The 26,132-nt window shown below is 50.7% G+C and carries 18 protein-coding genes; 14 read left to right on the top strand and 4 right to left on the bottom strand.

Features of this window, described 5'->3' with window-relative positions:
- Window positions 1-2: 2 nt before the first annotated feature.
- Entirely contained in the window at window positions 3-1,454 is a 1,452-nt protein-coding gene (locus tag ABGV42_RS29575; RefSeq protein WP_347384912.1) for a PLP-dependent aminotransferase family protein, read from the bottom strand.
- A 284-nt stretch (window positions 1,455-1,738) separates the two neighbouring features.
- Between ABGV42_RS29575 and ABGV42_RS29570 the strand changes: the two genes are divergently transcribed.
- The 12 genes from ABGV42_RS29570 to ABGV42_RS29515 all read left to right on the top strand — a co-directional run bounded on the left by ABGV42_RS29570 (window position 1,739) and on the right by ABGV42_RS29515 (window position 21,198).
- A complete protein-coding gene (locus ABGV42_RS29570; RefSeq protein WP_347384911.1) occupies window positions 1,739-2,974 on the top strand; it encodes an MFS transporter in 1,236 nt (411 codons plus the stop codon).
- A gap of 845 nt (window positions 2,975-3,819) precedes the next feature.
- Complete coding sequence (locus tag ABGV42_RS29565) at window positions 3,820-4,176, top strand: nucleotide excision repair endonuclease (protein ID WP_347384910.1); 357 nt, start codon at window positions 3,820-3,822, stop codon at window positions 4,174-4,176.
- Between the two features lie 251 nt (window positions 4,177-4,427).
- Entirely contained in the window at window positions 4,428-5,177 is a 750-nt protein-coding gene (locus ABGV42_RS29560) for a Bax inhibitor-1/YccA family protein (RefSeq protein ID WP_127537512.1), read from the top strand.
- Between the two features lie 277 nt (window positions 5,178-5,454).
- The gene (locus ABGV42_RS29555; RefSeq protein ID WP_347384909.1) at window positions 5,455-6,669 is read left to right on the top strand and encodes an AraC family transcriptional regulator; all 1,215 of its coding nucleotides are present in this window, start codon (window positions 5,455-5,457) and stop codon (window positions 6,667-6,669) included.
- Window positions 6,670-6,718: 49 nt separating this feature from the next.
- Entirely contained in the window at window positions 6,719-7,771 is a 1,053-nt protein-coding gene (locus ABGV42_RS29550; protein ID WP_347384908.1) for an ABC transporter substrate-binding protein, read from the top strand.
- A 111-nt stretch (window positions 7,772-7,882) separates the two neighbouring features.
- Window positions 7,883-8,743 carry an alpha/beta hydrolase gene (locus ABGV42_RS29545; protein ID WP_347384907.1) on the top strand — a complete coding sequence of 287 codons (861 nt, stop codon included), beginning with the start codon at window positions 7,883-7,885 and terminating at the stop codon, window positions 8,741-8,743.
- A 140-nt stretch (window positions 8,744-8,883) separates the two neighbouring features.
- Window positions 8,884-9,672, top strand: a complete 789-nt coding sequence (locus ABGV42_RS29540) for a 2,3-dihydro-2,3-dihydroxybenzoate dehydrogenase (RefSeq protein ID WP_347384906.1) — start codon at window positions 8,884-8,886, stop codon at window positions 9,670-9,672.
- Between the two features lie 23 nt (window positions 9,673-9,695).
- On the top strand, window positions 9,696-11,030 hold the full coding sequence (gene dhbC, locus ABGV42_RS29535; protein ID WP_347384905.1) for an isochorismate synthase DhbC: 1,335 nt from the start codon (window positions 9,696-9,698) through the stop codon (window positions 11,028-11,030).
- Window positions 11,031-11,035: 5 nt separating this feature from the next.
- Window positions 11,036-12,649: a (2,3-dihydroxybenzoyl)adenylate synthase gene (locus tag ABGV42_RS29530; protein WP_347384904.1), complete on the top strand. Its 1,614-nt coding sequence runs from the start codon at window positions 11,036-11,038 to the stop codon at window positions 12,647-12,649.
- Window positions 12,650-12,712: 63 nt separating this feature from the next.
- The gene (locus ABGV42_RS29525) at window positions 12,713-13,708 is read left to right on the top strand and encodes an isochorismatase family protein (RefSeq protein ID WP_347384903.1); all 996 of its coding nucleotides are present in this window, start codon (window positions 12,713-12,715) and stop codon (window positions 13,706-13,708) included.
- 14 nt (window positions 13,709-13,722) lie between these two features.
- Window positions 13,723-20,949 carry an amino acid adenylation domain-containing protein gene (locus ABGV42_RS29520; RefSeq protein ID WP_431523715.1) on the top strand — a complete coding sequence of 2,409 codons (7,227 nt, stop codon included), beginning with the start codon at window positions 13,723-13,725 and terminating at the stop codon, window positions 20,947-20,949.
- Between the two features lie 12 nt (window positions 20,950-20,961).
- Window positions 20,962-21,198 carry an MbtH family protein gene (locus tag ABGV42_RS29515; RefSeq protein ID WP_347384902.1) on the top strand — a complete coding sequence of 79 codons (237 nt, stop codon included), beginning with the start codon at window positions 20,962-20,964 and terminating at the stop codon, window positions 21,196-21,198.
- A 233-nt stretch (window positions 21,199-21,431) separates the two neighbouring features.
- Here ABGV42_RS29515 and ABGV42_RS29510 read toward each other — a convergent pair whose 3' ends face one another.
- The 3 genes from ABGV42_RS29510 to ABGV42_RS29500 all read right to left on the bottom strand — a co-directional run bounded on the left by ABGV42_RS29510 (window position 21,432) and on the right by ABGV42_RS29500 (window position 23,599).
- Entirely contained in the window at window positions 21,432-21,746 is a 315-nt protein-coding gene (locus tag ABGV42_RS29510) for a DUF2628 domain-containing protein (RefSeq protein ID WP_347384901.1), read from the bottom strand.
- Window positions 21,747-21,963: 217 nt separating this feature from the next.
- Window positions 21,964-22,650: a 4'-phosphopantetheinyl transferase family protein gene (locus ABGV42_RS29505; RefSeq protein ID WP_347384900.1), complete on the bottom strand. Its 687-nt coding sequence runs from the start codon at window positions 22,648-22,650 to the stop codon at window positions 21,964-21,966.
- An 85-nt stretch (window positions 22,651-22,735) separates the two neighbouring features.
- On the bottom strand, window positions 22,736-23,599 hold the full coding sequence (locus ABGV42_RS29500; RefSeq protein WP_347384899.1) for an arylamine N-acetyltransferase family protein: 864 nt from the start codon (window positions 23,597-23,599) through the stop codon (window positions 22,736-22,738).
- 237 nt (window positions 23,600-23,836) lie between these two features.
- On the opposite strand from ABGV42_RS29500, the gene greA reads away from it, so the two are divergent.
- Together greA and ABGV42_RS29490 are read left to right on the top strand one after the other, a co-directional pair.
- Window positions 23,837-24,316 (top strand): transcription elongation factor GreA, encoded by a 480-nt coding sequence (gene greA / locus ABGV42_RS29495; protein ID WP_347384898.1) that lies wholly within the window; start codon window positions 23,837-23,839, stop codon window positions 24,314-24,316.
- A 298-nt stretch (window positions 24,317-24,614) separates the two neighbouring features.
- Window positions 24,615-25,970, top strand: a complete 1,356-nt coding sequence (locus ABGV42_RS29490; protein ID WP_347384897.1) for a sodium-dependent transporter — start codon at window positions 24,615-24,617, stop codon at window positions 25,968-25,970.
- Window positions 25,971-26,132: the final 162 nt, after the last annotated feature.

Here is a 26,132-nt window from a genome sequence, read left to right as displayed (position 1 = left end):
TTTCAGCTCATCTGAGCAGCGGTCTCACCAATGATGCGGATGCCTTGGCGAATATTATCATCGCTCACTCTGGAGAAGCCCAGCCGCATCGTATTTAATCCCTGACCTGGTTCCAGATAAAAGGTATCCCCAGGCGTGAAGGTCACACCCTTTACCTTACAGGCAGCCAGCAATTCTCGGGTCCGGTATCCCGCAGGAAATTGTACAAACAAATGCAAACCGCCCTCACCGGAGATCTGGCACATGGGCAGATACTTGCGCAAGCAGCACACGACCAGTTCATATTTTCGTTTATATTCCGTGCGGGCCCGCTTCAGATACTTCTCAAAATTGCCGTTGCTCAAGTATTGATAGAGCAGGGACTGATCCAGCGTTGAGGTGTGAATGCTGCGGGCCCGTTTCATGCTTTCCAAATAATCAATCAGTGCTGCATCCGCAATGACCCAGCCTACTCTCAACCCTGGAAAGAGTACCTTGGAGAAGCTGCCCAGATAGACGAGTCCATTGCCCTTGCCCGCACTAGCGATGAGAGGTGAGACGTGGGAACCGGAATAACGCAGCTCCTCGTTGAACCCGTCTTCAATAATGGGCACCTCGTACTGGTTCATTAACCGGATAATCTCTGCCCGTTTGGCAGGAGAAGTTACGGTTCCGGTTGGATTGTGATAGGAAGGTACCAAGTAGGCCAGATCGTACGGGCTCGCAGCGAGTTCGCGTTCCAACTGCTGCAAATTCAGTCCGTCCGGCTCCATGTCTACCCCCGTAAGTTGGAACTCGTGAAGCTTCAGATTTTTGATGGCCGTATGATGTGTAGGGTTCTCACATAGAGCTCTGCCGCTTTGTCTGCGCAATGCACCAAGCACCAGATCGAAGCCTTCCGTGAATCCGTTGGTAATCAGAATATCCTTGCCGCTCAGGTCAACACCCTTGTTCTCCATGTACCGGAGCAGATAGTTCATCAAGGGGCGATAGCCTTGCGCATATCCGTAGTTCAGCAGCACTTCGCCTTCAAGAGACATACGATCGAGAAAGGCTCGCTTCACGTTGTGCAGATCGAACAGCTTCTCATCCGGGGCAATACTGGTAAACGAAATCTCGCCACGTTCGGCACCAGAGCCGTGTTTCATCAGGTCATATTGTTCCGCCTGGATCGCATAATCGCTTACGCGGCTCTTCCAATCCAGCTGCCAGCCGGTGGTTGGCTCAGGCGTTTCAATCATGGAGCTGACGTAGTTACCTTTGCCTTTAACCGCATAGATAAGACCTTCTTCTTCAAGCTCGGCATAAGCGAGCAGGACAGTGCTGCGACTAACCTTCATCAGTGTACTGAGTTCACGGGTGGAAGGAAGCTTTTGCCTCGCCTGCAGTCCGCCTTTGAGCATCAATCGCTTCATATAATCTTTGACTTGTATATATACAGGGCGGTCCTCCGTCAGTTGCAGATCGGAATACATCCCATCACTCCCTCTGTTTGCTATCTTGCCATATTATAAACCCCATCGAAAGAACCACGATACCTCTGTTTCCATCACAAGGTGGTTGGATATCCATGGACATGTAAAAAAGCTTTGCAAAGGAGAGGCAAGGATTCAAAGTAAGAGTCCGGTCGGCCGTTTGTTAATCGTGTTAATTTCTTTTTCGTTGCCTCTATTTTTCTTGCTTTTTCTATAGTAACCTATATTTTAGCATGACCGAAAACGCTTTAAATTTACTATGACGACACCGGAGGAAATCCCGCATGGCAAGAACGCTTTTCCCGAGACTCCGCGGCAACAGCCGGGGCTGCCTCGCTTTCGAACCGTTTTTCCTGATTCCGTACAGCATGATGGCGACTTATGCTACGCTGTACATGTATGAGCTGGGCGTTACCGAGACCACTATTGGCTGGATTACCACGCTCGGGCTGATCGTGCAGGTGCTGTCATCATTCATGAGCGGGTATTTGACCGACCGAATGGGACGCAAGCGCGCCATCCTCATCTTCGATGTGCTCAGTTGGAGCGTGGCAATGCTGATCTTTGCCTTTTCGCAAAACGTCTGGTTCTTCGTCATTGCGACATTCATCAACGGGCTACAGCGGGTTCCGCATGTCGCCTTCTATTGCCTGATCGTCGAGGATACCCCGAAAAAGGATCGGACTTACGTTTTCACGCTGCTTCAGATCATCGGCGTTATCGGCGGTTTGTTCGCTCCGCTCGGCGGTCTGCTGGTCGATTATTACGGACTGGTGGACGGCACGCGAATCATGTATGTGCTGTGTGCGGTGCTGATGACCTTCCAGTTCATTGGGCGGCACCTGACCACGAAGGAAACGGAAATGGGCTATCGGAAAATGAAAGAGACGAAGGAACTCGGGCTCAAAAAGAGTCTTATCGACTACAGCGGCGCGATCCGAGACCTGTTTGCCAGCCGCAGTCTGATGCTGATCTTCGTTGTTTATATCCTGTTCAACTTTCAAATGACGCTTAAAACGACCTATCTTTCGCTGTATTTGGCCGACTATCTGAAAGTGGACAGCGGACTGATCTCGCTCGTTCCCGCCGTTTCTTCTATTATTATGCTGCTCGCACTGTGGTTCATCATGCCAAAGATTCCGGCCGAAGGCGAAACGCGCTCGATGATGGCGGGCTTTGCGCTGTCGATGCTTTCGAACGTCATGCTGGTGCTGTGGCCGACGTCAAATCTGGCCTGGATCGGTCTGAGCACTGTGCTTGCCGCCGTCGGACTGATGATCAGCTCGCCGTACCTCGAAGCGGCCGTCCAGAACGCGATCGACGATGAAAAAAGAGCGAAGGTGTTCTCGATGCTTTCCGTCGTGATCCTGCTGCTTACTTCTCCGGCCGGCATCGTGGGAGGCTGGGCGTACGCACTCGATCCGCGGATTCCGATCTGGATCATTACGGCTTCTTTTGCGGCGGCTTTTGTGTTTTTGATGATTTATTTGAATCGGGGGAGAAGAAAGGCCCATTTGTAGGGGAAGCCGGGGTTCCCTCCGCTATCGCCTCAAATAATTGGATCTTTCTGAGTAATTTAAGAGGTGCCGCTTGGGCGGCGCCTCTTTTTCTTTTAAATATACTGCGAACTCAAGATTCAATGAAGTTAGATATGAGTATACGGGGTTGTTATAAATGGTTTAAGGCACCGGGGAAGATGTAGCTTACGATAAAAACGATAATCGGTTGATCGCGGCGATGGTTAGAAGCCGGAGCACAATGTAAAAAAAGCCCTGGCTTCGTGCCGGGCTGGGGGTGTAGCTTGATCCAATTCTATATAGATCTGCTGTTATGAAGTTATGACTTACTAAGATTGCATGGCATGACCATTCTTTTTCTAGGATCGATAGCTATCGGTTCTTCTACGTGTGTCTATTTGCTTGATTACTGACTATAATTGCAGGCTTTCTAATTCGAATCTAGTTCTACATCTGTTTCTTTTCTACATTACATTCTACAATTAATGTCTTTCTACATTTGCTTGCTGCAAGGGTCGTATTAATGATGAATCCCAAAAGCTATAGACTTGCGTACTTGCTAACTGTCCTCTTGTTGTGGTGCGCACATTACAGAATTCAGTATGAAAAAGATCATGATTCATAGGGTACAATAGACGGAAGTAGATATAAAGACGTATGTCTTAGTGCCCAATTTCTTCCTCATACCCCTATAGTACCACTTTGAATCAGGGAAGTTAACCTTTTTTTTGAAATTATTGTCGTAATAGTTGAAAATAGCGTGAATTGTGCATCTTATAGGATGAAATGGTTTCCTGTAATAATGTATGATAGGATGTAAGCCTATAGATAATGAGGAAGTGAGCCCAATGATTCAGATTACCGTACCAACACCGGATGTAACCATCACGAAGCAGGTTAACCCGCAGCTTAGCCACATTTACGGATTTACCGATTTTCACCTGATCACGCGGGAACAGGGTGGAATCTTCATGTTTTACAATGCCGATGGAGAGCTGTTATTTGTCGGGAAAGCAAGAAAATTGAGACCGCGGATCAAAAAACATTTTGAGGATACCGTTTCTCCAATGAAGAACCACCGGGAAGAAGTGGCGACCATTGAAGTTTGTCTGGTGGAAGATGCCGTAGACCGCGAAATTTACGAGACCTATATCATTAATACGAAGCGTGCGAAATACAATGTAGACAAAGTGTTCTATAACTAAGCCTTCTGCCTAGTAACTACAGCAACGAAATAGCATTTAAGAAAAGTCTGTACCCAGCTGGAGAATGATTTTACAGCGTGGGACATATGTCCTACAGGGCAGTAATGATGGATAAGGATGTAATCGACCGATTGCATCCAAGTCTGCATTTGAACATAGAAAGAATTTTAACAGTAGAACAGATCAATGAAAATGTAGAACGTAAAGAGTGGTTTAAAAGATTGACCCAATACATAAAAGAGGTGATGGATTTGATCGGACGTAGTGGTAACCCTACACTCAAAGACAGTACATTTGAAAATGCCGGCGGATATGGAGATGATCGATACCAGCGTTACATGACGATTAACGGCACAGTGAACAAGTCGTTCATTACGCTGGTGATCCTGCTCGGCAGTGCATTTGCGACATGGATGATGTTCTTTAACGGTCAGGAAGTGCTTCCTCTGGCGATCGGAGGTGCAATCGTCGGATTCATTCTGGCGTTGATTATTTCATTCAAACCTGTGGCAGCACCATATCTGGTTCCCATCTATGCCATTGCGGAAGGCATGTTCCTGGGCGCACTCTCCGCAACCTACGAGTCATTGTACAATGGCATCACCTTACAGGCTGCTTTGCTGACCATGGCCGTGTTTATCGCCCTGCTGGTCGCTTACAAAACAAGACTGATCAAAGCTACGGAGAACTTCAAGCTGGGAGTGGTAGCGGCAACCGGCGGCATTATGATCATGTATCTGCTCAGTTTCGTGCTGGGATTGTTCGGGATTACCGTTCCCTATCTGCATGACAACAGTTTGATCGGAATTGGTATTTCCGTCGTGATCGTTATCGTGGCGGCACTGAATCTGGTGCTTGATTTTGACTTTATTGAGAGTGGTGCTGAACAAGGTGCGCCAAAATATATGGAGTGGTACGGCGCATTTGGGCTTATGGTTACTCTGGTATGGCTGTATATCGAGATTTTACGCCTGCTCAGCAAGCTGCGGAGCCGGGACTAGAAACGAATAAATAGAATAGAGATCACTGGTTAAATCCAAGAGCTAACACGTGCATGGTCACGTCGTTGGCTTTTTTTTATGCATATGGATGACAGTGGTCATTGAACAGAAACGGTGCACATATTTCCATATATGGATTGACTGAGAGGAAAAGAATGTGATACTTTAATTGATAATGATTATCATTGTCGATAAATGGTGAATCAGTCATACTGACCTTAACGTACGCTGTACGCTTCATATTAAACTGATCAAACAGATCGAAAGGAGTGGCCTCATGTTACTGGAGAATGAATTGCACCGTGCTGTGCGAACCCCCGTTATGAGTCGCAGTCCCAAGACGGATCTCGCTGAGGTAAAAGCCTATATGGACGAGCATTACGATGAAGCATTGTCTATAGCCGATCTTGCTCAGAGAGCGAATATCAGTCCGAAGTACTTTGTCGATCTTTTCAAAAAAACCTACGGTCTCAGCGCGATGGAGTATCTTACAGATCTTCGCATTAACCGTGCCAAGCGCTATCTGAAGGAAACCGGGTATAAGCTGCGTGATATTGCGCTCAGAGTCGGATACAGCGATGAATACTATTTCAGCCGTAAATTCAAAAAAGAAGTTGGCGTTTCTCCTTCCGATTATGCCAAAAACGCCAGAAAACGCATTGCCACCTGCTCCTCCAGCGTCATCGGACAGCTGCTGGCCCTCAATGTCATGCCCATTGCTGCGCCCATCGACCCCAAATGGACAGCGTATTATTATAACGCGCACCGCACGGAAATCCAGTCACATCTTAAACTAACAGATCCTTATACCAGTTGGAGATTCGAAGCGAATGTGGAGCGGCTTGTGCATATTCGGCCGGACGCCATCATTGGTACCGATCAACTCAGTGAAGAGGATCAAGCAGGACTTGCGGAGATTGCGCCTTGCTGTTTTGTACCCAAGCATCAGACCGATTGGCGTGCACAGCTGCGCATGATTGCTGCGTTCCTGGAACGGGAGGAACAGGCAGAACAGTGGATCGGACTATATAACAAGCGGGTGGAGAAAGCGCGGGAATCCGTGCAAAAAGAAGTGGGGCGCGAGAAAGTGGCCGTGATCCGGGTATATGGTCAGCGCCTCTATCTCTATAGTAATCCAGGGATTGAGGAGGTGCTCTATGGCGCATTGCAGCTGGAGACCTTTCCCGATGCCAGTACCAATACACCGCTGACGCTGGAACAATTGACTCTAATGAATCCGGACCGGATCTTGATCATGGTATGTCCCGAGGCCGTATCACGAGCATACTGGCTCAGTCTGCAGCACTCCCCAGTATGGAGACAGCTGAACGCTGTGCGTCAGTATCAGACTCACCTGATCACCGGCGATCCCTGGTTCGATTACTCTGCAGTAGGCGTCATGCGTATGCTGGATGAGGCATTGCTCATTTTCACGGGATATTGTCCAAATGTATATCTGGATAACGTCCATGGTGATTCCCGAGCGACATAACATATAATCCTTCTATCTAAATGAGAATGTTTATCAAGGGGGATATATCATGCATCAGCAGGAAAAAGAGAGCAGACAACGTTTCGCTCCAAGTACATGGATCAATAATCGGCTATCAGCCTTGATTGTGCTGGCATTAATGGTGGGATTACTGGGGGCCTGTGGCTCCAAGTCAGAAAATGAGGGAGCAGCACAGCAGGAGCAGAAGACCACCGAAGCTTCAACAACAGCCTCATCGGAAACGGCCGTACAAGAAGAAAAGACTGCTGAAACAACGGCTGGCGAACGGACCGTAAAAGACGAATTGGGACATGAGGTTGTTGTTCCTGCCAAAGTGGAGCGTGTATTTGCACCTTATCTGGAGGATTCCCTGCTTACACTCGGCGTTACACCTGTTGCTCAATGGGCTAGTGGCACCCAAGGGCATGTGTATTTACAGGATCAGTTAAGTGGCGTACCGACACTCGATTTCTCGAGCGGGCTGCCTTCGCCTGAAGCGCTGATAGCTTATAACCCTGATTTTATTATCCTGCACACGGCGAATTACGCTGAGAATGGTGTCTATGAGAGTTATTCGAAGATTGCACCAACCTATGTGTTTAACAATGCATCCGGGGATGTAGAGAAGTCTCTGGAGATCATAGGCGATCTGCTTGGCAAAACGGCTGAGGCTGAGCAAGCAATCGAGACGTATCATGCCAAGGTCGATGCGGCGAAGGCGGAAATTGCCAAGGTAGCGGACGGCAAGAAAGCAGCCATTATCCGCTTTGCTCCCCGCGGAATCAGCATGATGGGTGGGAACTACTTCAGCGGCTATGTTGTCTATGAACAGTTGGGACTCGGCAAGCCTGCACTCGTCGAGACGGAGAACAGTGCCATCGTCTCTACCGAAGTGCTGCCCGAAATTGATGCAGATTATATTTTTACTGTGGAGCAGGGACCAGGAAGCATGAAAGAGATGACCGATACCAAAGTGTGGCAGAGCATGCCTGCAGTCAAGGCAGGAAATGTATACGCAGTCGAACCAGCACCATGGCTGGGTGGCGGATTAATTGCCTATGGTCATGTCATTGACGATACATTGAAGGCGTTGACGCAATAATAGCGAAGAAGCAGCTCCCTCTCGGGGTGCCGAGAATCAATCTCATATAATTCGATACGATCTATATACACATAACCATGTAAGTTGAACAACGAGGAGGATCCATCCGTAATGACGTTTCAGCCCAATCAATCAGGCTCAGGTACTCTTGAGCAAATAACACGCAGTACTGTTCCCATTCCACGTTCGGAACAATGGACCATGAAACCACGTGTGGGGAATCATGCTTATCAGATTATGGTTTATCAGCCCGCAGAGGCTGCCCCGCCATCCGGATATCCGGTAATCTACCTGCTTGATGCCAATTCGGTATTTGGCACGATGGTGGAAGCAGCTCGCATACAGGGACGCAGGCCCGAGAAGACCGGAGCACTCCCGGCGATCGTCGTTGGAATCGGGTATCCGACAGCAGGCCCGTTCTCGCCTCATCGATACTACGATTTTACTCCGCAAGCCACGACCGAATATACCCACAAGTCGGATGGGACACTTCTCCCGGAGCAGGGGGGAGCTGGTGCATTTCTGCAATTTATTGAAGAAGAACTGAAGCCGGACATGGAGCAGCAGTTCAACATAGATCGAAACAGACAGGCCATTTTTGGCCATTCTCTTGGCGGGTTGTTCGTTCTGCACACCCTTTTCACCAAGCCGGACGCTTTCCGTTATTACATTGCTGGAAGTCCTTCGCTTCACTGGAACCAGAAGGTGATGCAGGCCGAGGAACAAAAGTTCATTGCAGGTCTGGAGCAGCATCCGGTCAACGTCAAGGTCTGGATTGGCATGGGAGAACAGGAGAAGAGTCATCCTGCTCGCAACAATGACAAGGCATCGGGTTTAACGGAACGTTTGGCTGCACTGAAACAGCCGGGGCTAGAAATTCAATATACCGAGTTCGAGGAAGAGAATCATGTCTCGGTGCTGCCGTTTCTGATCAGTCGGTCGATACGTTTTGCTTGCAGCCCGGAAGCATAGGGGCAGAAGAATGAGATGTTTGTCTGAATCGGATATGGGAAAGTCTGCTTTCGGATGGGCTGAGATGTCATGGATGATCCAATCGATTTCAACCATTAATCAACGTTCAACAGGGCAGTAAGTCAGGGGAGGTACACAGCGTGAGCTATACAGGAATTCATGGGAAAGTAGCTCTGGTCACCGGTGCAGCACAGGGTATCGGCGAAGCGGTTGCCAGAGCTCTGGCTGAACAGGGTGCAATTGTGGCGGCAGTAGACATTCGGGAAGAGCAGCTTGATCAGCTGGCTGTGGATCTGAACAATCAAGGCCATCAGGTGGCTGCTTATCCTGCTGACATTGCCAATCGCCAATCGGTAGACGATACCGTTTGGCGAATTGAGGCCACACTTGGACCGATTGGCATTTTGGTAAATGCGGCTGGCGTGCTGCATACAGGTACAGTGGCATCTCTGAGTGATGAGGAATGGACAAGAACGTTCGATGTGAATACCCATGGTGTATTTTATATGTCACGTGCAGTTATACAGAATATGGCGAGGCGCCAATCGGGAACGGTGGTTACCGTTGGCTCGAACGCCTCCGGCGTGCCCCGGATGCACATGTCGGCTTACGCAGCCTCCAAGGCGGCGTCTACTATGTTTACCAAATGTCTCGCGCTCGAATACGCGGAGCAGCATATCCGCTGCAATATTGTATCTCCAGGGTCGACGGACACTCCCATGCAGCGCGCGTTGTGGCAGGATGAACAACAGGGCGCGCAGGCCGTCATTGCAGGATCACAGCAGACATACCGTCTCGGCATTCCTCTGAACAGGCTGGCATTACCTTCCGACATCGCGGATGCTGTACTCTTTTTGGCATCAGACCAGGCAAGGCATATTACAATGCATGATTTGTGTGTGGATGGAGGCGCCACGCTCGGCGCCTGAATCAAGATAAGGAGATGATGAATATGTCAAAAGCGGGTGCAATCGCTGCAACCTCCGCCTTACACCTTCTGGAACAATATCGGGAGGGGACGTCCTTTTTCTGGTCTTCACCGCAACATACCTTGCTCGCTCAGGGCGAACGAATGAGGTTTCCTGTCTCCGCTGTTCAGCAGCAGGTGAAATCTGATTCCTCAGGAAACATGGATCATGCCCATGGTAAACACGTGGAAGGAGCACATTCTGTTATCGAACAGGTTCGCAAATTGATTCAGCAGGCGCAGCAAACGGGCCTTCGGAATCCGATTGTGGTGGGAGCGATACCTTTTGATCCCAATCAATCCTCTGCCGAGCTGTTTATCCCCGAAACGATACAATGGGCAGAACCTCCAAGCCACGCTGCGAACGGATCATACGAGAGGTGCCCGGCCGCTACTGGCGGTGAGATTAACGAAGTGCCTGAAGCTGAGACGTATGAACGAAGTGTCAATCATGTGCTGAGGCAGATGCAGCAGGGGGAACTCGACAAGGTTGTGTTATCCCGCACACTGCGTGTGACCTCAGATGATCTCGTGGATACACATCAACTTCTCCGTAATTTGTTCAGGGATAATGCACACGGGTATACGTTTGCCGTTCCAATGAGTAAACTTCCTGAAACAAAAAGTACTATAACAACGGTGAAACGAGCCGATGCAGAAATAGAACAACAGGCCGCTCGTACGTTCATTGGCGCAAGCCCGGAGCTGTTGGTTACTCGAAAAGGTACCCTCATACGGGCAAATCCGCTGGCTGGCTCTGCTGCCCGAAGTGATGATCCTGCTGAGGATCGCCGCCGTGCAGAGGCGCTGCTGGTTTCAGCCAAAGATCGGCATGAGCATGCTGTTGTCATTGATGCCGTTGCCGCTGCACTCCGTCCACTCTGCAAAGAGCTGATGGTTCCGGCAGAACCCTCCTTGATTCAGACAAGCACGATGTGGCATCTGTCTACCGAGATTCATGGTGAATTGATGGATGAAGATATATCGTCACTGGAGGTGGCCTTTGCGCTCCATCCGACTCCGGCGATCTGCGGAACGCCTGTACAAACAGCCAGAGAGGCCATTGGGTCACAGGAGCCGTTTGATCGTGGACTGTTTACCGGCATGGTTGGCTGGTGCGACAGCGAGGGCGACGGGGAATGGGCTGTGACCATCCGCTGCGCCGAAGTGGAGGGGAATGAACTTCGTTTATTTGCCGGAGCGGGCATCGTAGCGGGTTCCACGGCGGAAGCGGAACTGGCGGAGACTTCCGCCAAATTCAGAACGATGCTGCTTGCCATGGGGTTGGACTCGGCCGTATCCCGTTTGAAGGAGGAATAAAAGAGATGCTGCCAGGATATCAGGCATGGCCTGAAGAGTTTGCAGAGCTTTATCGTCAGGAAGGTTGCTGGGAGGGCATGACATTTGGAGAAATGCTCCGACAACGTGCGGATGTTTATGGCAATCGTACTGCCATTATTAGTGGTGAAGAGCAATTAACCTATGCAGAGTTGGACGCAAGAGTCGACCGGTTGGCGGCAGGGTTGTATGCCAAGGGAATACGGCAATATGACCGCGTCATTGTGCAGCTGCCGAATATCCCTGCTTTTGTTGAAGCGATCTTTGCCCTGTTCCGTCTGGGAGCGCTGCCGGTATTTGCACTGCCTTTGCATCGTAAAAGTGAAATCGAGTACTTTGCCCGATTCTCTGAGGCTGTAGCCTATCTGATCCCGGATCAGGATGGAGGATTTGATTATCGCAAACTAGGGGCAGAAGTTCAGGCAGAGGTGCCGAGCCTTAGACATATCATCGTTGCAGGAGAAGCCGGTCCATTCACATCGCTTGAGGATCTGTATACGTACCCCGTTCAGGCGCATGATGATCATCCTGTCTCTTCGGATGTAGCCTTTCTTCAGTTGTCTGGTGGAAGCACCGGACTATCCAAGATGATCCCGCGCACCCATGATGACTATATCTACAGTCTCCGAAGAAGCGTCGAGGTCTGCGGACTCAGCCCAGAAAGTGTATACCTGGCTGTTCTGCCTGTAGCACATAATTACCCTCTAAGTTCACCGGGAATTTTGGGCACGCTCTATGCAGGAGGTACCGTTGTGCTGTCACGGGGATCGAGTCCAGATGAAGCCTTCCCGCTCATTAAGGAGCATCAGGTGACCATCACGGCGTTGGTACCACCGCTCGCCCTTATCTGGCTGAATGCGGCCGCTGCGCGAGGAACCAAGCTGACATCCCTGCAGGTTCTTCAAGTCGGTGGAGCCAAATTCAGTGCGGAGGTGGCTGGACGCGTTAAACCTGTCCTGGGCTGCACGCTGCAGCAAGTCTTTGGCATGGCCGAAGGGCTTGTGAACTATACCCGTTTGGATGATCCTGAGCACATCATTATTAACACACAGGGCAAGCCGATGTCCCCGTATGATGAGGTCCGAATCGTGGATGACGAGGATCTGGAGGTGGAACCGGGACAATCCGGGCATCTGCTGACCCGGGGACCCTATACCATTCGCGGATATTACAAAGCTGAAGAGCATAATGCGAGATCCTTCACCACGGACGGGTTCTATCGTACAGGAGATATTGCAAGTCTCACACCCGAGGGGTATCTCATTGTGGAGGGCCGGGCGAAGGATCAAATCAACCGCGGCGGAGACAAGGTGGCTGCCGAGGAAGTGGAAAATCATCTACTTGCTCATCCGGGTGTTCATGATGCAGCACTGGTGTCCATGCCGGATGAATATCTAGGCGAGCGCTCCTGTGCGTTTATCGTACCCAGCGGCGAGACTCCGGCTGCTGCCGAAATCAAGTCTTTTCTGCGCAATCGCGGCCTGGCAAGTTATAAAATCCCGGATCGGATTGAGTTTGTGCAATCTTTTCCCAAGACGGGTGTCGGCAAGGTTAGCAAGAAGGCACTGCGCGAGATGCTGACCATGAAGCAGCCCATATAACGATCATGACACACAGCTACGATGAAACGGATTGAAATAATAACGCTGAAAAGAGGGATATGGATGGCACTTCCAGTGATTAAGTCATATGCAATGCCTGCAGAGTCGGAGCTTCCGGTCAATAAGGTAACGTGGACGCCGGATGCGAAGCGTGCAGTACTTCTCATTCACGATATGCAGCAATATTTCATGGATGCTTTTACGGCCGGGGAATCGCCTGTGGTGGAGCTGATCGATCATATTGGACAACTTCGTGCGAAGTGTCATGAACTGGGCATACCTGTCGTGTATTCTGCCCAGCCGGGCGGACAGACGCCGGAGCAGCGTGGATTGCAGCTGGACTTCTGGGGAGCAGGCATTGACGGGGGACCTACGCAAAAACAAATCATTGAACCACTCTCACCTGCTCCTCAAGATACGCTTATGACCAAATGGCGGTACAGTGCCTTCCAGAAGACAGAACTGCTTGAATTGATGCAGGAGCAGGGACGGGATCAGCTGATCGTATGCGGCATCTATGCCCATATTGGTTGTCTGATGACCTCCTGTGAGGCATTTATGAAGGACATTCAAGCGTTCATGGTTGCAGATGCGGTAGCTGATTTTTCAGCCGAGAAACACCGCATGGCACTAACCTATGCAGCCGAACGCTGTGCCGTAACGCTGACAACTGGGCGACTTCTTGAATCACTTGATTCCTCTGCTCAGGAAAACGATTCGGCCGGAATAAACTATTCGGAGGCGAGATCGCATACCGCGGCAGCGATGGAGTCTACAGGGACTAATACAGACAGCAGCGGTGAGGCAAGGCTTGATGCGTTACGAGTGCAGGTTGCCGAAATGCTTCAGGAGCAGCCATCCCTGATCGGGGAGCATGATGATCTGATTGAGATCTGGGGGCTCGATTCCATACGCATCATGAGCCTGGCGGAGCGTTTCCGTGTGGAAGGAGCAGATGTGACCTTTGTCGATCTGGCCGAGCAGCCGACGCTGGCCTCGTGGGCAGTGCTGCTGAATGCACAGCCTCATAGGGTGATGCCGAACGGAGATTACTTTTGAGCGGGGCGGTGAACTTGTCACAGCGTCGGAATGGCACGTGGCTCATGTCGGCTGCCCAGTCCGGAATCTGGTTTGCTCATCAGCTGAATCCGGACAACCCCATGTACAACACAGGTGAATACGTGGTTATTCACGGAAATATAGACGTAGAACAGTTTGAGCAGAGTGTTCGCCAGACCGTCTCGGAGGCCGAATCTTTAAACATGATTTATGGGGAGAATGAACACGGCCCATACCAGACCCTCAATCAACAGGAAGACCATTGGCCGTTTCATGTACTAGATGTTCGCGGCGAACAGGATCCCCATGCGTCAGCTATGGCCTGGATGCACCAGGATCTCGCCAGACCCGTCCATCTTGCAACGGGACCAGTATTTACGGAAGCCTTGTTCCAAGTAAGCGAAGGTTGCTACTACTGGTACCAGCGCGTTCATCATATTGCGATTGACGGATACGGCGTCTCGCTGATTACCCGCAGGGTGGCAAGTCTCTATACAGCCAGGATAAACGGTGGGTCAGGTGCGAGTGTCATGGAAACACGAGCATTTGGCCCGCTGTCCTCCGTTATTCAGGAGGATGAGGCTTATCATGAGTCTGCTGCAAGGGAGCAGGATCGCACGTTTTGGCTGGATCGATATGCAGATGAACCGGACGTCGTAAGTTTGAGTGAGAAGGCTTCACGCACAGCGGACCATTTTCTGCGGCGGAGTATTGAATTTGTGCAGTCCGATCGGGATCGCCTACAGACTGCAGCTTCCCGATACGGGGTGACCTGGCCTGATCTGTTTATCGCGGCAGCAGCCATTTATGTGCATCGAATTACAGGTACGCCAGATGTGATACTGGCTTTGCCTGTCATGTGCAGGCTGGGCTCGGCAGCCTTGCGCGTTCCAGGCATGGTTATGAACGTGCTTCCGCTTAGGCTGAAGGTTGAACCAGACATGCGTATATCTGCTTTGGCCGAGCAGATTGTGCGGGAGATCCGGGCTGTTCGCAAGCATCAACGTTACCGGCACCAGGATCTGCGGCGTGATCTGAAGCTGCTGGGGGAGAATCGCCGACTATTCGGACCGATGATCAATGTCATGCCATTCCATCATGAGCTGAATTTTGCGGGTCAGCGTGGGATGATTTATAACCTGTCTACGGGTCCGGTCGATGACCTATCCATTCATGTCGTTGACCAAGGGCATGGTCATGGACTTCGAATTGACTTTGATGCCAATCCTTCCGTCTACAGCGAATCGGACTTGCTGAATCATCAGCTCCGTTATATGCAGCTGCTGAAATCAATGATGCAGGAAGGAATCGAAGAGCAGTACGTAGGTCAGATGGAAGTGCTGATTCCTGAAGAACGTGACCAGGTCCTGAACGGGTGGAATCAGACACAGCATACGGTTCCTGAACGGAATTCGGCGGCCATGTTTGAACAGCAGGTTCGCCGCACCCCATCTGCCATGGCGGCAACGTTCGAAGGCGAATTTCTGACGTATGCCGAGCTGAATGAGCGTTCAAACCGTCTGGCTCACGAGCTGATTCAGCACTATCAGGTAGGACCAGAGCAGATCGTAGCCATTGCTTTGCCTCGGTCTCTCGAGGTTGTGGTTGCCATTCTGGCTGTTCATAAGACGGGAGCAGCTTACCTTCCACTGGACCCGGATTACCCTGAAGAGAGACTGACCTACATGCTTGAGGATGCCAGACCGGCATGTCTGATTACGGTTAAGCACAATCTGTCCGATTTGCCGAAAATGTCTGATGTCCCCATGTTGGCCCTGGATGATCCGAAGGTTGCGGCAAGAGTAGGCCGTCAGTCCGGCAGCAATCCCGAACCAGAGGATCTCACAAAAGCTGCTTCGCAGCTGAATCCCTCTTATATCATCTATACTTCGGGATCAACGGGTAAACCGAAAGGTGTTGCTGTTACCCATCTGGGTCTGGCGAATCTGCTGGAAGATATGAAGTTAAGACTGCGGGTGGGTACGCAGGATCGCTGGTTATCGGTCACTACGATTGCTTTTGACATTTCTGTGCTGGAAGTGTTTCTGCCCCTTACGACAGGAGCAAGGCTTGATATAGCCCGCAAAGAAACCATTCTTGATCCGGTGGCGCTGGCTGCCCAGATGAGACGGCTAGGGACAACAATCATGCAGGCCACGCCAACGTTGTGGCAGTCTCTGGTGACCAGCAAGCCTGGGTCGTTTGATGGTCTAACGGTCATTACCGGTGGTGAGGCTCTCTCCGAAGAACTGAAGCTCTCTTTGCAGGAGATGGGATGTCACGTTAACAACCAGTACGGACCGACGGAGACTACGATTTATTCAACGGCTGCCGCCATGAAGCCTGAATCAACGGGCAAACCTTCGATTGGCGGACCGGTTCGAAACACGCAACTATACGTGCTGGATGGGGGGCTGAATCCAGTCCCTCCGGGCGTAACCGGAGAATTATATATCGCGGGAGACGGGCTGGCACGAGGTTACCTGGGAAGACCTGACCTGACTGCCGAGCGATTTGTTGCGAATCCCTTCGGACAAGCAGGAAGCCGCATGTATCGTACAGGAGACTTGGCGAAGTGGCTGCCGGATGGATCGATTGATTATTTGGGCAGGGCGGATCACCAGATCAAAATCAGAGGTTTCCGCATCGAATTGGGTGAGATAGAATCCGTCATTTCTCGATATCCGGGCGTAGCCCAGGTTACTGTTATGGCACGTGAGGATCAACCGGGGAATCAGCGGCTGGCCGCCTATGTCGTTGCAAATTCCGAATACACGTCAGGACTGGATCTGTCGTTGCTTCGGGCACATGTGGCTGATGAACTGCCGGATTACATGGTGCCATCTGCATTCATGAACCTCACCGAAATGCCGCTGACTCCCAATAAAAAGATCGACCGCAAGCAGCTTCCTGTCCCTTCTGTGCTATCTCATGCCAGTGGACGTGAGGCACGAACACCTCAAGAGGAGATGCTGTGCGATTTGTTCGCTGAGATTCTGGGTGTTGCTCGTGTAGGCATTGACGATGATTTCTTCGAACTGGGCGGTCATTCCCTGCTTGCAGGCCGTATAACGGCCCGGATTCGGGATGTGTTTGGCGCAGAGCTGAACATCGGCAATGTATTCGAGTCACCGACTGCAGCAGGCCTCGCCAAGAGGCTGGACCAGGCGGGGTCAGTCAGACCAGGGATTCAGCCTGTTCCACGTCAAGGCGAGATTCCTCTGTCTTTTGCCCAGCGCCGATTGTGGTTCCTATATGGTTTGGAGGGACCCAATCCCACGTACAATATTCCGCTTGTGGTACGGTTATCCGGCAAACTCGATGTACCTGCGCTTCAAGCTGCAGTTCAGGACATTGTCGATCGCCATGAGACGTTGAGAACGTTATATCCACCAGAGCTTGGTTCTGCAAGCCAGACCATTCTGGCACCCGCGGACGTTCGCGTTAACTTACAAGTGAGATCTGCTGCAGAGAAAGATCTGGCTGAGCTTCTGTCCGAAGCTTCCCGGTACAGCTTCAAACTCTCGAGCGAGCCAGGTATCCGTACGGAGCTGTTTACATCAGGTCCGGATGAGCATGTCCTGTTGTTACTGCTTCATCATATTGCCGGAGATGGCTGGTCCTTGTCGCCGTTGATGCGGGACTTGTCCCAAGCGTATAAAGCACGTGTTCAGGGGGCGGGGCCTTCCTGGGAACCTCTGCGTGTTCAATATGCCGATTACGCGGTGTGGCAGGATCGACTGCTTGGAGATGAAGGCCAGCCGGACAGCCTGATTGCAAGGCAGCTGGAGTTCTGGAGCCGTCAGCTGGAAGGCTTGCCGGAACAGGTAACGTTTCCAGCCGATTATCCGCGTCCGGTTGTCTCCAGCTACCGGGGTGGAACGATCCCTTTTACCATTAGTCAGAAACTGCATGAGCAGCTCATGGCTATGGCCCGGGAAAACAAGGTCAGTCTCTTCATGGTTCTGCATGCGGTATTGTCGGTACTGCTTACACGCATGGGAGCAGGTACAGATATTGCGATTGGGACCCCGATTGCCGGCAGGAGCGACGATGCGCTCGATGATGTCGTGGGCATGTTCATCAATACCCTTGTGCTGCGTACAGATACGTCCGGAGACCCTACGTTCCGGGAACTGCTGGCACGTGTGCGGGAAGTCGATCTGGCCGCTTATGAACATCAGGATCTGCCTTTTGAGCGATTGGTTGAAGTCCTGAATCCGTCCAGGTCCCGCTCCATGCATCCACTCTTCCAGGTGATGCTGGTTCTGCAAAATACGCCAGATGTTCAGCTGGATCTGCCAGGTGTCATATCGACCACGAGTATGCATGGCGTGGGTTCCTCCAAATTCGATCTGACTGTGGAGCTCACGGAACAACGTGAACATAATGGTTCGCCTGCTGGAGTCGAAGGTGTGCTGGAGTACAGTACGGATCTTTTCCGGGAATCAACCGCAGCAGAATTGGTGGTCCGGTTGATCCAGGTGCTGGAGGATGCCGTCCAGCATACGGATGAGCACATTAGCCGTTTTAACGTGGTAACTCCCAAGGAACGTGCGCTGTTGGAGCAGCAATGCATTGCTGCAGGGGATGAGACATCTGTATCTGGCCTGACCATTGCTGAGCGCTTTGAAGTTCAGGTGGCGGCTACTCCGGATGCACCGGCTGTGAGCTTGGGGGACACGGCCATTAACTATAATGAGCTCAATGCCAGAGCCAACAGGCTGGCAAGGTTGTTGATTGCAGAAGGAGTGGGTCCAGAGCAGATGGTTGCTCTCGCACTGCCTCGTTCCATTGATATGGTGGTTAGTATTCTGGCTGTGTTAAAAGCAGGTGCGGCCTATCTTCCGCTTGATCCAAATTATCCCTCAGACCGGTTGACGCATATGCTGACAGACGCGGCTCCGAGCGTGATGATTACAAACGAGGAAGTAGCATCCCTGCTACCTCCGATGGAATCCGTACAATGGTTGAACCTGGACGACTCTCAAACCATTCAGCGGCTGTCTGTTCAAGATGAACGTAATCCCGCAGATGGTGAGTGCAATGGACGCGTATCTCATCTCAGTCCAGCTTATATGATCTATACCTCGGGTTCCACAGGTAAACCAAAGGGAGTGGTTATTCCCCACGCGAATGTGATCCGGCTATTTGAGGCCACACAGCACTGGTTCCAGTTTGATGGCAGTGATGTATGGACGTTATTCCATTCTTATGCATTTGATTTCTCGGTCTGGGAGATCTGGGGACCGCTGCTGCACGGGGGCCGGCTGGTCATTGTACCGCATGAGATTAGTCGCTCTCCAGGAGCCTTCCTGCAGCTACTTGCCGAGCAAGAGGTAACGGTATTGAATCAGACGCCGTCGGCATTCTACCAGCTTATGCAGGCAGATCGGGAGCATCCGGAGTGGGGGCAAAAGCTTGGACTCCGTTACGTGATCTTTGGAGGAGAGGCACTGGAGCTAGGTCGATTAGAGGATTGGTATAGTCGCCATTCAGATGACGCACCTAAACTGATTAATATGTATGGCATTACGGAGACCACCGTCCATGTCAGCTATCAGGAACTGTATGCGGGCAGTGCCGCAGAGGGGGCAAGCAGCTGGATCGGCTGCGCTATTCCGGATCTTCGGGTATATGTGCTGGATGATCATCTCCAGCCTGTGCCTGCAGGAGTGACGGGTGAGATGTACGTGGCCGGGGCAGGACTTGCCCGTGGGTATTGGGGCAGGCCGGAACTGACGGCGGAGCGATTTGTTGCAGATCCATATGGACCTGCAGGAACACGCATGTATCGGACGGGGGATTTGGCCAAAAGACTTCATGATGGGTCACTCGATTATTTGGGCCGGGCGGATCAGCAGGTGAAAATACGCGGTTTTCGCATCGAGCTCGGCGAGATTGAAGCGGTGCTCGCTAGGCATCCCGAGGTTGCACAAGCTGCGGTCATTGTCCGTGAGGACCAGCCGGGAGATAAACGCCTCGTAGCGTATATTGTTCCGGACTCAGAGACAGGTTCAGGGCCTGAATCGGCTATGCTTCGCCGTCATGCGTCAGCGAGTCTGCCTGATTACATGGTTCCATCAGCAGTGGTCACCATGGAGGCTATACCGCTCACTGCCAACGGCAAGCTGGACCGCAAGGCATTGCCTGTACCGGAAATGCAGCTGACCTCCGGTGGCCGGGCACCACGTAATCCGCAGGAGCAGATTCTGTGTGATCTGTTTGCCGAAGTGCTGGGGTTGCGAAGTGTCAGCATTGATGATGGGTTCTTTGAACTTGGCGGACATTCCCTGCTCGCTGTTCGTCTGATGAGCCGAATCCGGGAGGCCATGGGCAAGGAACCGGGGATTGGCATTTTGTTTGAAACAGCAACGGTTGCCGGACTGGCCGAACGGCTTGAAATGGATTCGGATACGGGAACGGGTTCGCTGCAAGTGCTGCTGCCTCTTCGGACTCACGGAGCTCACCTTCCGCTGTTCTGTGTACATCCTGCCGGAGGATTAAGCTGGTGTTATGCCGGATTGATGAAACATCTGGGTATGGAATATCCGATTTACGGTTTGCAGGCTCGCGGCATTGCCCAGTACGAGGATCTTCCGGCTACGCTGGAGGACATGACAGCAGATTATATCCGTCATATGCGCTCCGTTCAGCCTGAGGGACCTTACCGTTTGCTGGGCTGGTCCCTGGGAGGCAATGTTGCTCAGGCCATGGCTGTGCAGCTTCAGTCGGAAGGGGAAGAGGTGGAATTTCTCGCCATGCTGGATGCATACCCGAGTCATTATCTTCCGATTCGCGGGGAACCGGATGAGGAAGAGGCACTGACTGCCCTGCTTGCACTTGGTGGATACGATCCGGACAGTATTGGGGAAGGACCGCTGGATATGGCAGCAGCCATGCGTATTCTGCGCAGTGAAGGGAGTGCACTGGCGAGTCTGGATGAGGAGACGATCATGAAACTGCGGAAGACCTATGAAAATTCCGTACGGATTCTGGGGGCATACACACCTTCCCGATTCGAAGGCGATCTGATCTTCTTCCGTTCTACCGTAATTCCGGACTGGTTTGACCCCATTGAACCCGAGATGTGGAATGCCTATATTGGAGGCCAAATGGAGCGGCATGATATTGCCTGCCGCCACAAGGATCTGTGTCAGCCTGGACCGCTGGCGGAAATATGCCAGACACTGACGGCCAAGCTGGAGATGCTGAATCAGCGCCAAGTTCATCTTAAATAGGAGGATAAGCCGATGAGCAACCCTTTTGAACAGGAAGACAGCAGCTATCTGGTATTAATCAATGAGGAAGGGCAGTATTCGCTCTGGCCTGCATCCATTCCGGTCCCCGCAGGCTGGACCCAGATGCTGGGCAAGGCCAAACGCCGGGTGTGTCTTGATTACATCGCGGAGCAGTGGACGGACTTGAAGCCACTAAGCCTCTGCGATGAAACGGGAATGCCCGGGGTGGTTCAAGAGGCTGGCGGATAAGACTCCGGCTGCATCCCAAGGCAATTGCAATTGTCAGTATCGTCTACGTCCTGGCGATGTTCCTGTCGCCATGGATGGGACGGGGCTGAACGTCGCACCGGGTCTGTTGAATGAATAATCAAAAATCCCTGGCTAATTTGCCAGGGATTTTGGTCTTTCTACATATCTACTATCTAACTATCTACAAGTTGAATCTAGAAAAACTTTAGTGCTAGCTTCTTTTAAAGTATAGGTTATGCTGCTGGGGCAACGATTTGGGTTCTCTCAAGAACCGCTTGGGATTCAGCATTTGCAGGGCGGTAACCTTTTTCTAGCAATTCTTTAATATAAATTTTGTTGTAGACGAACGAGAATACGATTCCGCTAACCCAAGCCCCGAAACCAAAAGTGAAGACTCCGATAGCTGCAGCGATTAAAAACATAATAACAGCCCATTTCAAATCACCGCGGAACAGAGCAGGGAGAAACCCGAAAAATAATGTTGTCCAACTGAAACCAACCTTGACGTTTTTGGTCACACCCGCACTGTTTTGCAAAAAGATATGCATTTGTCCACTTCCTTCTAAAATAATGAATCGGAGAGAGAATCGGGGATCGACAAAAGTATGTAAGGTATAATCTAGTAATAAAAGCCTGATCTGTTTTACCTATTTCTCGTCCAAGTGGTTCTATAGTACCATTAATTGGACAAGATGTAATCATTTTTTTGAAACTTTACGTTTTAAAAAGGTGAAAAAAAAGAAGGGAGGAATCAAATTCCCTCCTTCACATTAATAATGAATATAGATCCTCAATGGTAACCACATCAGGTTTGGCGGGGAGTTCCATTTCTACGGAACAAGCAGCTGCCAGCATATGTCCATCATCCAGACGTTGGCTGAGAAAACGATAGGTTGGTGCTTCAGGACAATGCCAGAATCCGTCCATGCCGCGCAGCATGGAGAAGGAATCAAGCGGCATGGATAATCCCATACCGATGGCCTTGATATAACTTTCTTTCAGCGTCCACAGTTGATAGAAGGTTTCCAGCTGCTGCTCTGCGGGCGCTGCTGCCAGATTTCGGCTCTCTACCGGAGAGAAGAAGCGTTCGGCAATCGTCATGTCGATGGGGGATATTTGCTCTACATCCACGCCCAGTGGATCTTGACCTCCCGAAATTACCGCAACCCAATCGCCGGAGTGGGATACATTGAAGGGCAGATTAGGATGGCTGATGAGCGAAGGCTTGCCGTAGGTATTGCGAATAAAAGAAAGATCCCCCGGTATCGCACCAGTCAGCTTGCCCAATGTCACACGAGCCAACACTTCTCCCATTACCGAACGATGGGCATCGGCCTGATGGACATAACGTGCCGCTTGCTGCCGCCGTTCATCCGAGACAAGTGCGAGGAACGAATCCCAACCTTCCTTGGGTACTTCTGCAGGAATGCGTAGAACTTGAATGTTTATCATCATTTATCACCTGACGAGATATTCGGCATGTGCAGCAAATTTTCCTTTATATCCCTTCGTTCTCCTATTCCGGTGTTGCCTTCTTTTATCCCTGTTGCGTTCTCTTCCACTTATCATGCGCAACTCGAATGCGTTCCCACATCTCCACACGCTCCAGTTCACTGTAGCGTACCAACGGTTCATGAAAGACTCCGTCCAACAACTCTCTCCACTCGGTGTAACTCTGTATTTCGGTTTTATGAATGCCTTCTGCGGTATGGGTTCGCAGCATGCATCCGCGCAGCTCGTTGCTGGCCGCAGCATCCCTTTGGCGAATCAGGAAAACGTTATGCCATGGTGATTCGGCCGATTGACTGTAGAATTGATGTTTGGGGATGAACTCATCCAGGTTACGAAGCACCTCGGGTGCATAGTCTACGCCCTCACTGGGACCATGTGGTTCATATTCAAGCCGCCATCCATCAGAAGCAACGCTGGATGACATTAGGGTGTAGGTGAAAGGAGCTTCTCCATAGATCCCATAACGAAGTGGCAGGGGATTGAAGGGCATGCCTCCCAGGCCCACATCGACGATCCAGCGTTCGTTATCAGTTTCAGGTAGGAGTACGGACAGCCCAAGATGGAACGAGTTTACTCGTGGCTGTTCGCCATGGGGCTGGACTCCGGCACGATGCCACTGTACTTCATAGCCAAGTGAACGAAGCAGAATGCTGAATGCGCCATTTAGATGAAAGCAGTACCCGCTGCGTCCTTGCAGAACAAGTCGGACTGAATTTGCAAGATCGATTCCCTCCGGCCGCTTGGTAAAGATATCTATCGTTTGCCATGAAAGGTACTGCACGTGTGCACGATGAACCTCTGACAAGTATTCCAATGTTGGCGGTTTAATATCATCAATGTGGATCCGTTTCAGATAGGATCTCCGTTCTGAATCTGTTAATGTGTTCAAGCGGAATCACCTCACATCAGTTAGTCGGCCATTCTAAAGGGAAGCAAAAGGCCATGAGTTCATTGTAGGAGTGAATGATTAAAATGGATACTCACATTTACCTGAATTGTACCGGTACAATTGAGGCAGCACATAGGTATAGATGAGGGATGAATTTCTTTTTTCGGGGGTATGTTAACCGTTTGGAGTGGATATAGGTTAGAATATAGATAGAAAGCAGGATTAGGAGATGGAAAAATGGCTAATGATGAAGTGATTTTGACACAGGAAGGCTTGGAAAAGCTGGAGGACGAACTGAGGGAATTGAAGACGGTGAAGCGTAAAGAGTTGGCTGAGCGTCTGAAACTTGCGATCAGTTACGGTGACCTGAAGGAAAATAGTGAGTATCATTCAGCCAAAGATGATCAGGCATTTATGGAAACCCGCATTTTGATTCTGGAGAAGATGCTGACCAAGGCAAGAGTGATTAATTCGGACAACATCGACTCCAACAAGGTGAGCATTGGCTCAATCGTGCTGCTGAATGATATTGAATTCGCAGAGAAGATTGAATATCAACTGGTCGGTCCAGCCGAAGCTGATGTGGCGGATAACAAAATTTCCTACGAAAGCCCGCTCGGCAAGGAAATTATGGGCAAAGAAGTAGGCAGCGTCATTCATGTTAATGCACCGATGGGTGTCATCAAATATGAGTTGCTTGAGATCAGATCGAACTAACTACAGATCAAATAAGGGTTACGTTGCTGCCATGTAAATGGCGAGCGTAATCCTTTTTTTGTGCCAAAAAACAGTAATCTAGAAGGTTACCTGAAGTCTTTCTTATATGTAACATCGTGCAAGGGGATGGAGCGTCCATTTTTGTCCCATACTGGGATGTAGGTGGAATGATTAATAAAAATAACCTTTTTCTCGAATGTAAATAAATAACATTTCGATAAATTTCGATTTTCGCATGACCTGACACGAGGACTGTTATATAATTACGGGAAAACTTTAAAGTGATGGAGTAGATACGATGAATTTTAGTAAGTCAAACCTGGAGCAAGACAATACTGGCAAAGGTGAGCGCTTCTCACGCGCCGGGTTTATCCTAGCCGCCATCGGTAGTTCGGTTGGTCTCGGAAACATGTGGAAATTCCCTTATATTACAGGGGAAAATGGGGGAGCTGCGTTTTTCCTGCTCTTCATCGTCTGTCTGCTGCTTATTGGTCTGCCTGTACTGCTCGCGGAACTTGCGATTGGCCGCAGCGGCAGAGGCAGTGCGGCTACAGCATTTATCAAGGCTGGTGGACATAAGGGATGGCTTGCAGCAGGATTACTGCAAGTACTGACACCGTTCATTATCCTTTCCTTCTACGTTATTATCGCAGGCTGGACGCTGCACTATGCTGTGACCTCTTTTAGCGGCACGTTGTTTGACAATCCGGATTATGCCGGGCAGTTTGGTTCCTTTGTAGGTGGATATTTGCCTATTCTGTGGCAGTTGATTTCGGTCCTGATTACAGGCTGGATCGTAGCCAAAGGGGTTTCCAACGGGATTGAGAAATTTAACAAGGTCCTGATCCCGGCCATGCTGGTTCTGCTGATTATTCTTATGATTCGGGCAGTGACCCTGCCTGGAGCTGGTGCAGGAGTTTCCTTTTTCCTGAATCCTGATTTCTCACAGCTGACGACTGAATCTGCGCTGGTTGCGCTTGGACATGCCTTCTTCTCCCTGTCGCTCGGGATGGGTATTCTGGTCACTTACGGATCCTATGTAGATAAAAATCAATCACTGGGTGGAGCCACTATCGCTGTTGGTGCGGGTGACCTGCTCTATGCGTTCATTGCAGGTCTGATCATTTTTCCAACGACGTTTTCATTTGGGATTGCACCGGACCAGGGGCCTTCACTCATTTTCGTGGCTCTTCCAGCTGCGTTCTCGGCTATGCCGCTCGGATTCCTGTTTGGCGGACTGTTCTTCATCCTGCTGGCCATTGCAGCACTGACGTCTGCCGTATCCTTGCTTGAAGTTCCGGTGAAATATTTCATGGAACGTCTATCTTGGAGCAGAAGCCGTGCCGTATGGGTGATCTCGCTGGCTGTTTTTATCGTCGGCCTGCCTTCCGTGCTCTCACTGGGTCTGCTGCCTGAATGGACAATTGGTTCGAAGAGTGTGTTCGACTGGATGGACTTTGTAGCGTCCAACATTCTGCTGCCAATTGGCGGATTGCTTGTGACCATTTTTGCGGGATACTTCTGGAAGAAGGCTGCGGAGGCTTCCGGCCTGAATGCTGGCTGGTTCCGGATTTGGCTGTTCATGCTGCGTTACGTGGCACCGATCCTGGTTGTGCTCGTGCTGCTGCACACATCCGGTATCATTCACTTCTAAACACGAAGACCCGACAAAGGGAAACAGTGTGCATTGTGCAGATTTGCCATAGCTAAAACCTCTTGGAAGAAATGCAAAAGCCCTTGTGTTCGCTCGATAATTTTGGGACAATACAGAGTAGAGGTTTTTTGGTAGGACCGATAAGCCATATGCTTTTTGCGA

The sequence above is a fragment of the Paenibacillus pabuli genome, from assembly GCF_039831995.1.
GTDB lineage: Bacteria > Bacillota > Bacilli > Paenibacillales > Paenibacillaceae > Paenibacillus > Paenibacillus pabuli_C.
Note: the sequence above shows the minus strand (reverse complement) of the source record. Positions and strands in the feature narration are given on the sequence as shown.

Coding starts and splice junctions, on each gene's coding strand:
- ABGV42_RS29575 (WP_347384912.1), bottom strand. CDS start 1,454: ATGTATTCCGATCTGCAACTGACGGAGGACCGCCCTGTATATATACAA.
- ABGV42_RS29515 (WP_347384902.1), top strand. CDS start 20,962: ATGAGCAACCCTTTTGAACAGGAAGACAGCAGCTATCTGGTATTAATC.
- ABGV42_RS29490 (WP_347384897.1), top strand. CDS start 24,615: ATGAATTTTAGTAAGTCAAACCTGGAGCAAGACAATACTGGCAAAGGT.
- ABGV42_RS29530 (WP_347384904.1), top strand. CDS start 11,036: ATGCTGCCAGGATATCAGGCATGGCCTGAAGAGTTTGCAGAGCTTTAT.
- ABGV42_RS29505 (WP_347384900.1), bottom strand. CDS start 22,650: ATGATAAACATTCAAGTTCTACGCATTCCTGCAGAAGTACCCAAGGAA.
- ABGV42_RS29550 (WP_347384908.1), top strand. CDS start 6,719: ATGCATCAGCAGGAAAAAGAGAGCAGACAACGTTTCGCTCCAAGTACA.
- dhbC (WP_347384905.1), top strand. CDS start 9,696: ATGTCAAAAGCGGGTGCAATCGCTGCAACCTCCGCCTTACACCTTCTG.
- ABGV42_RS29525 (WP_347384903.1), top strand. CDS start 12,713: ATGGCACTTCCAGTGATTAAGTCATATGCAATGCCTGCAGAGTCGGAG.
- ABGV42_RS29510 (WP_347384901.1), bottom strand. CDS start 21,746: ATGCATATCTTTTTGCAAAACAGTGCGGGTGTGACCAAAAACGTCAAG.
- ABGV42_RS29555 (WP_347384909.1), top strand. CDS start 5,455: ATGTTACTGGAGAATGAATTGCACCGTGCTGTGCGAACCCCCGTTATG.
- ABGV42_RS29565 (WP_347384910.1), top strand. CDS start 3,820: ATGATTCAGATTACCGTACCAACACCGGATGTAACCATCACGAAGCAG.
- ABGV42_RS29545 (WP_347384907.1), top strand. CDS start 7,883: ATGACGTTTCAGCCCAATCAATCAGGCTCAGGTACTCTTGAGCAAATA.
- ABGV42_RS29570 (WP_347384911.1), top strand. CDS start 1,739: ATGGCAAGAACGCTTTTCCCGAGACTCCGCGGCAACAGCCGGGGCTGC.
- greA (WP_347384898.1), top strand. CDS start 23,837: ATGGCTAATGATGAAGTGATTTTGACACAGGAAGGCTTGGAAAAGCTG.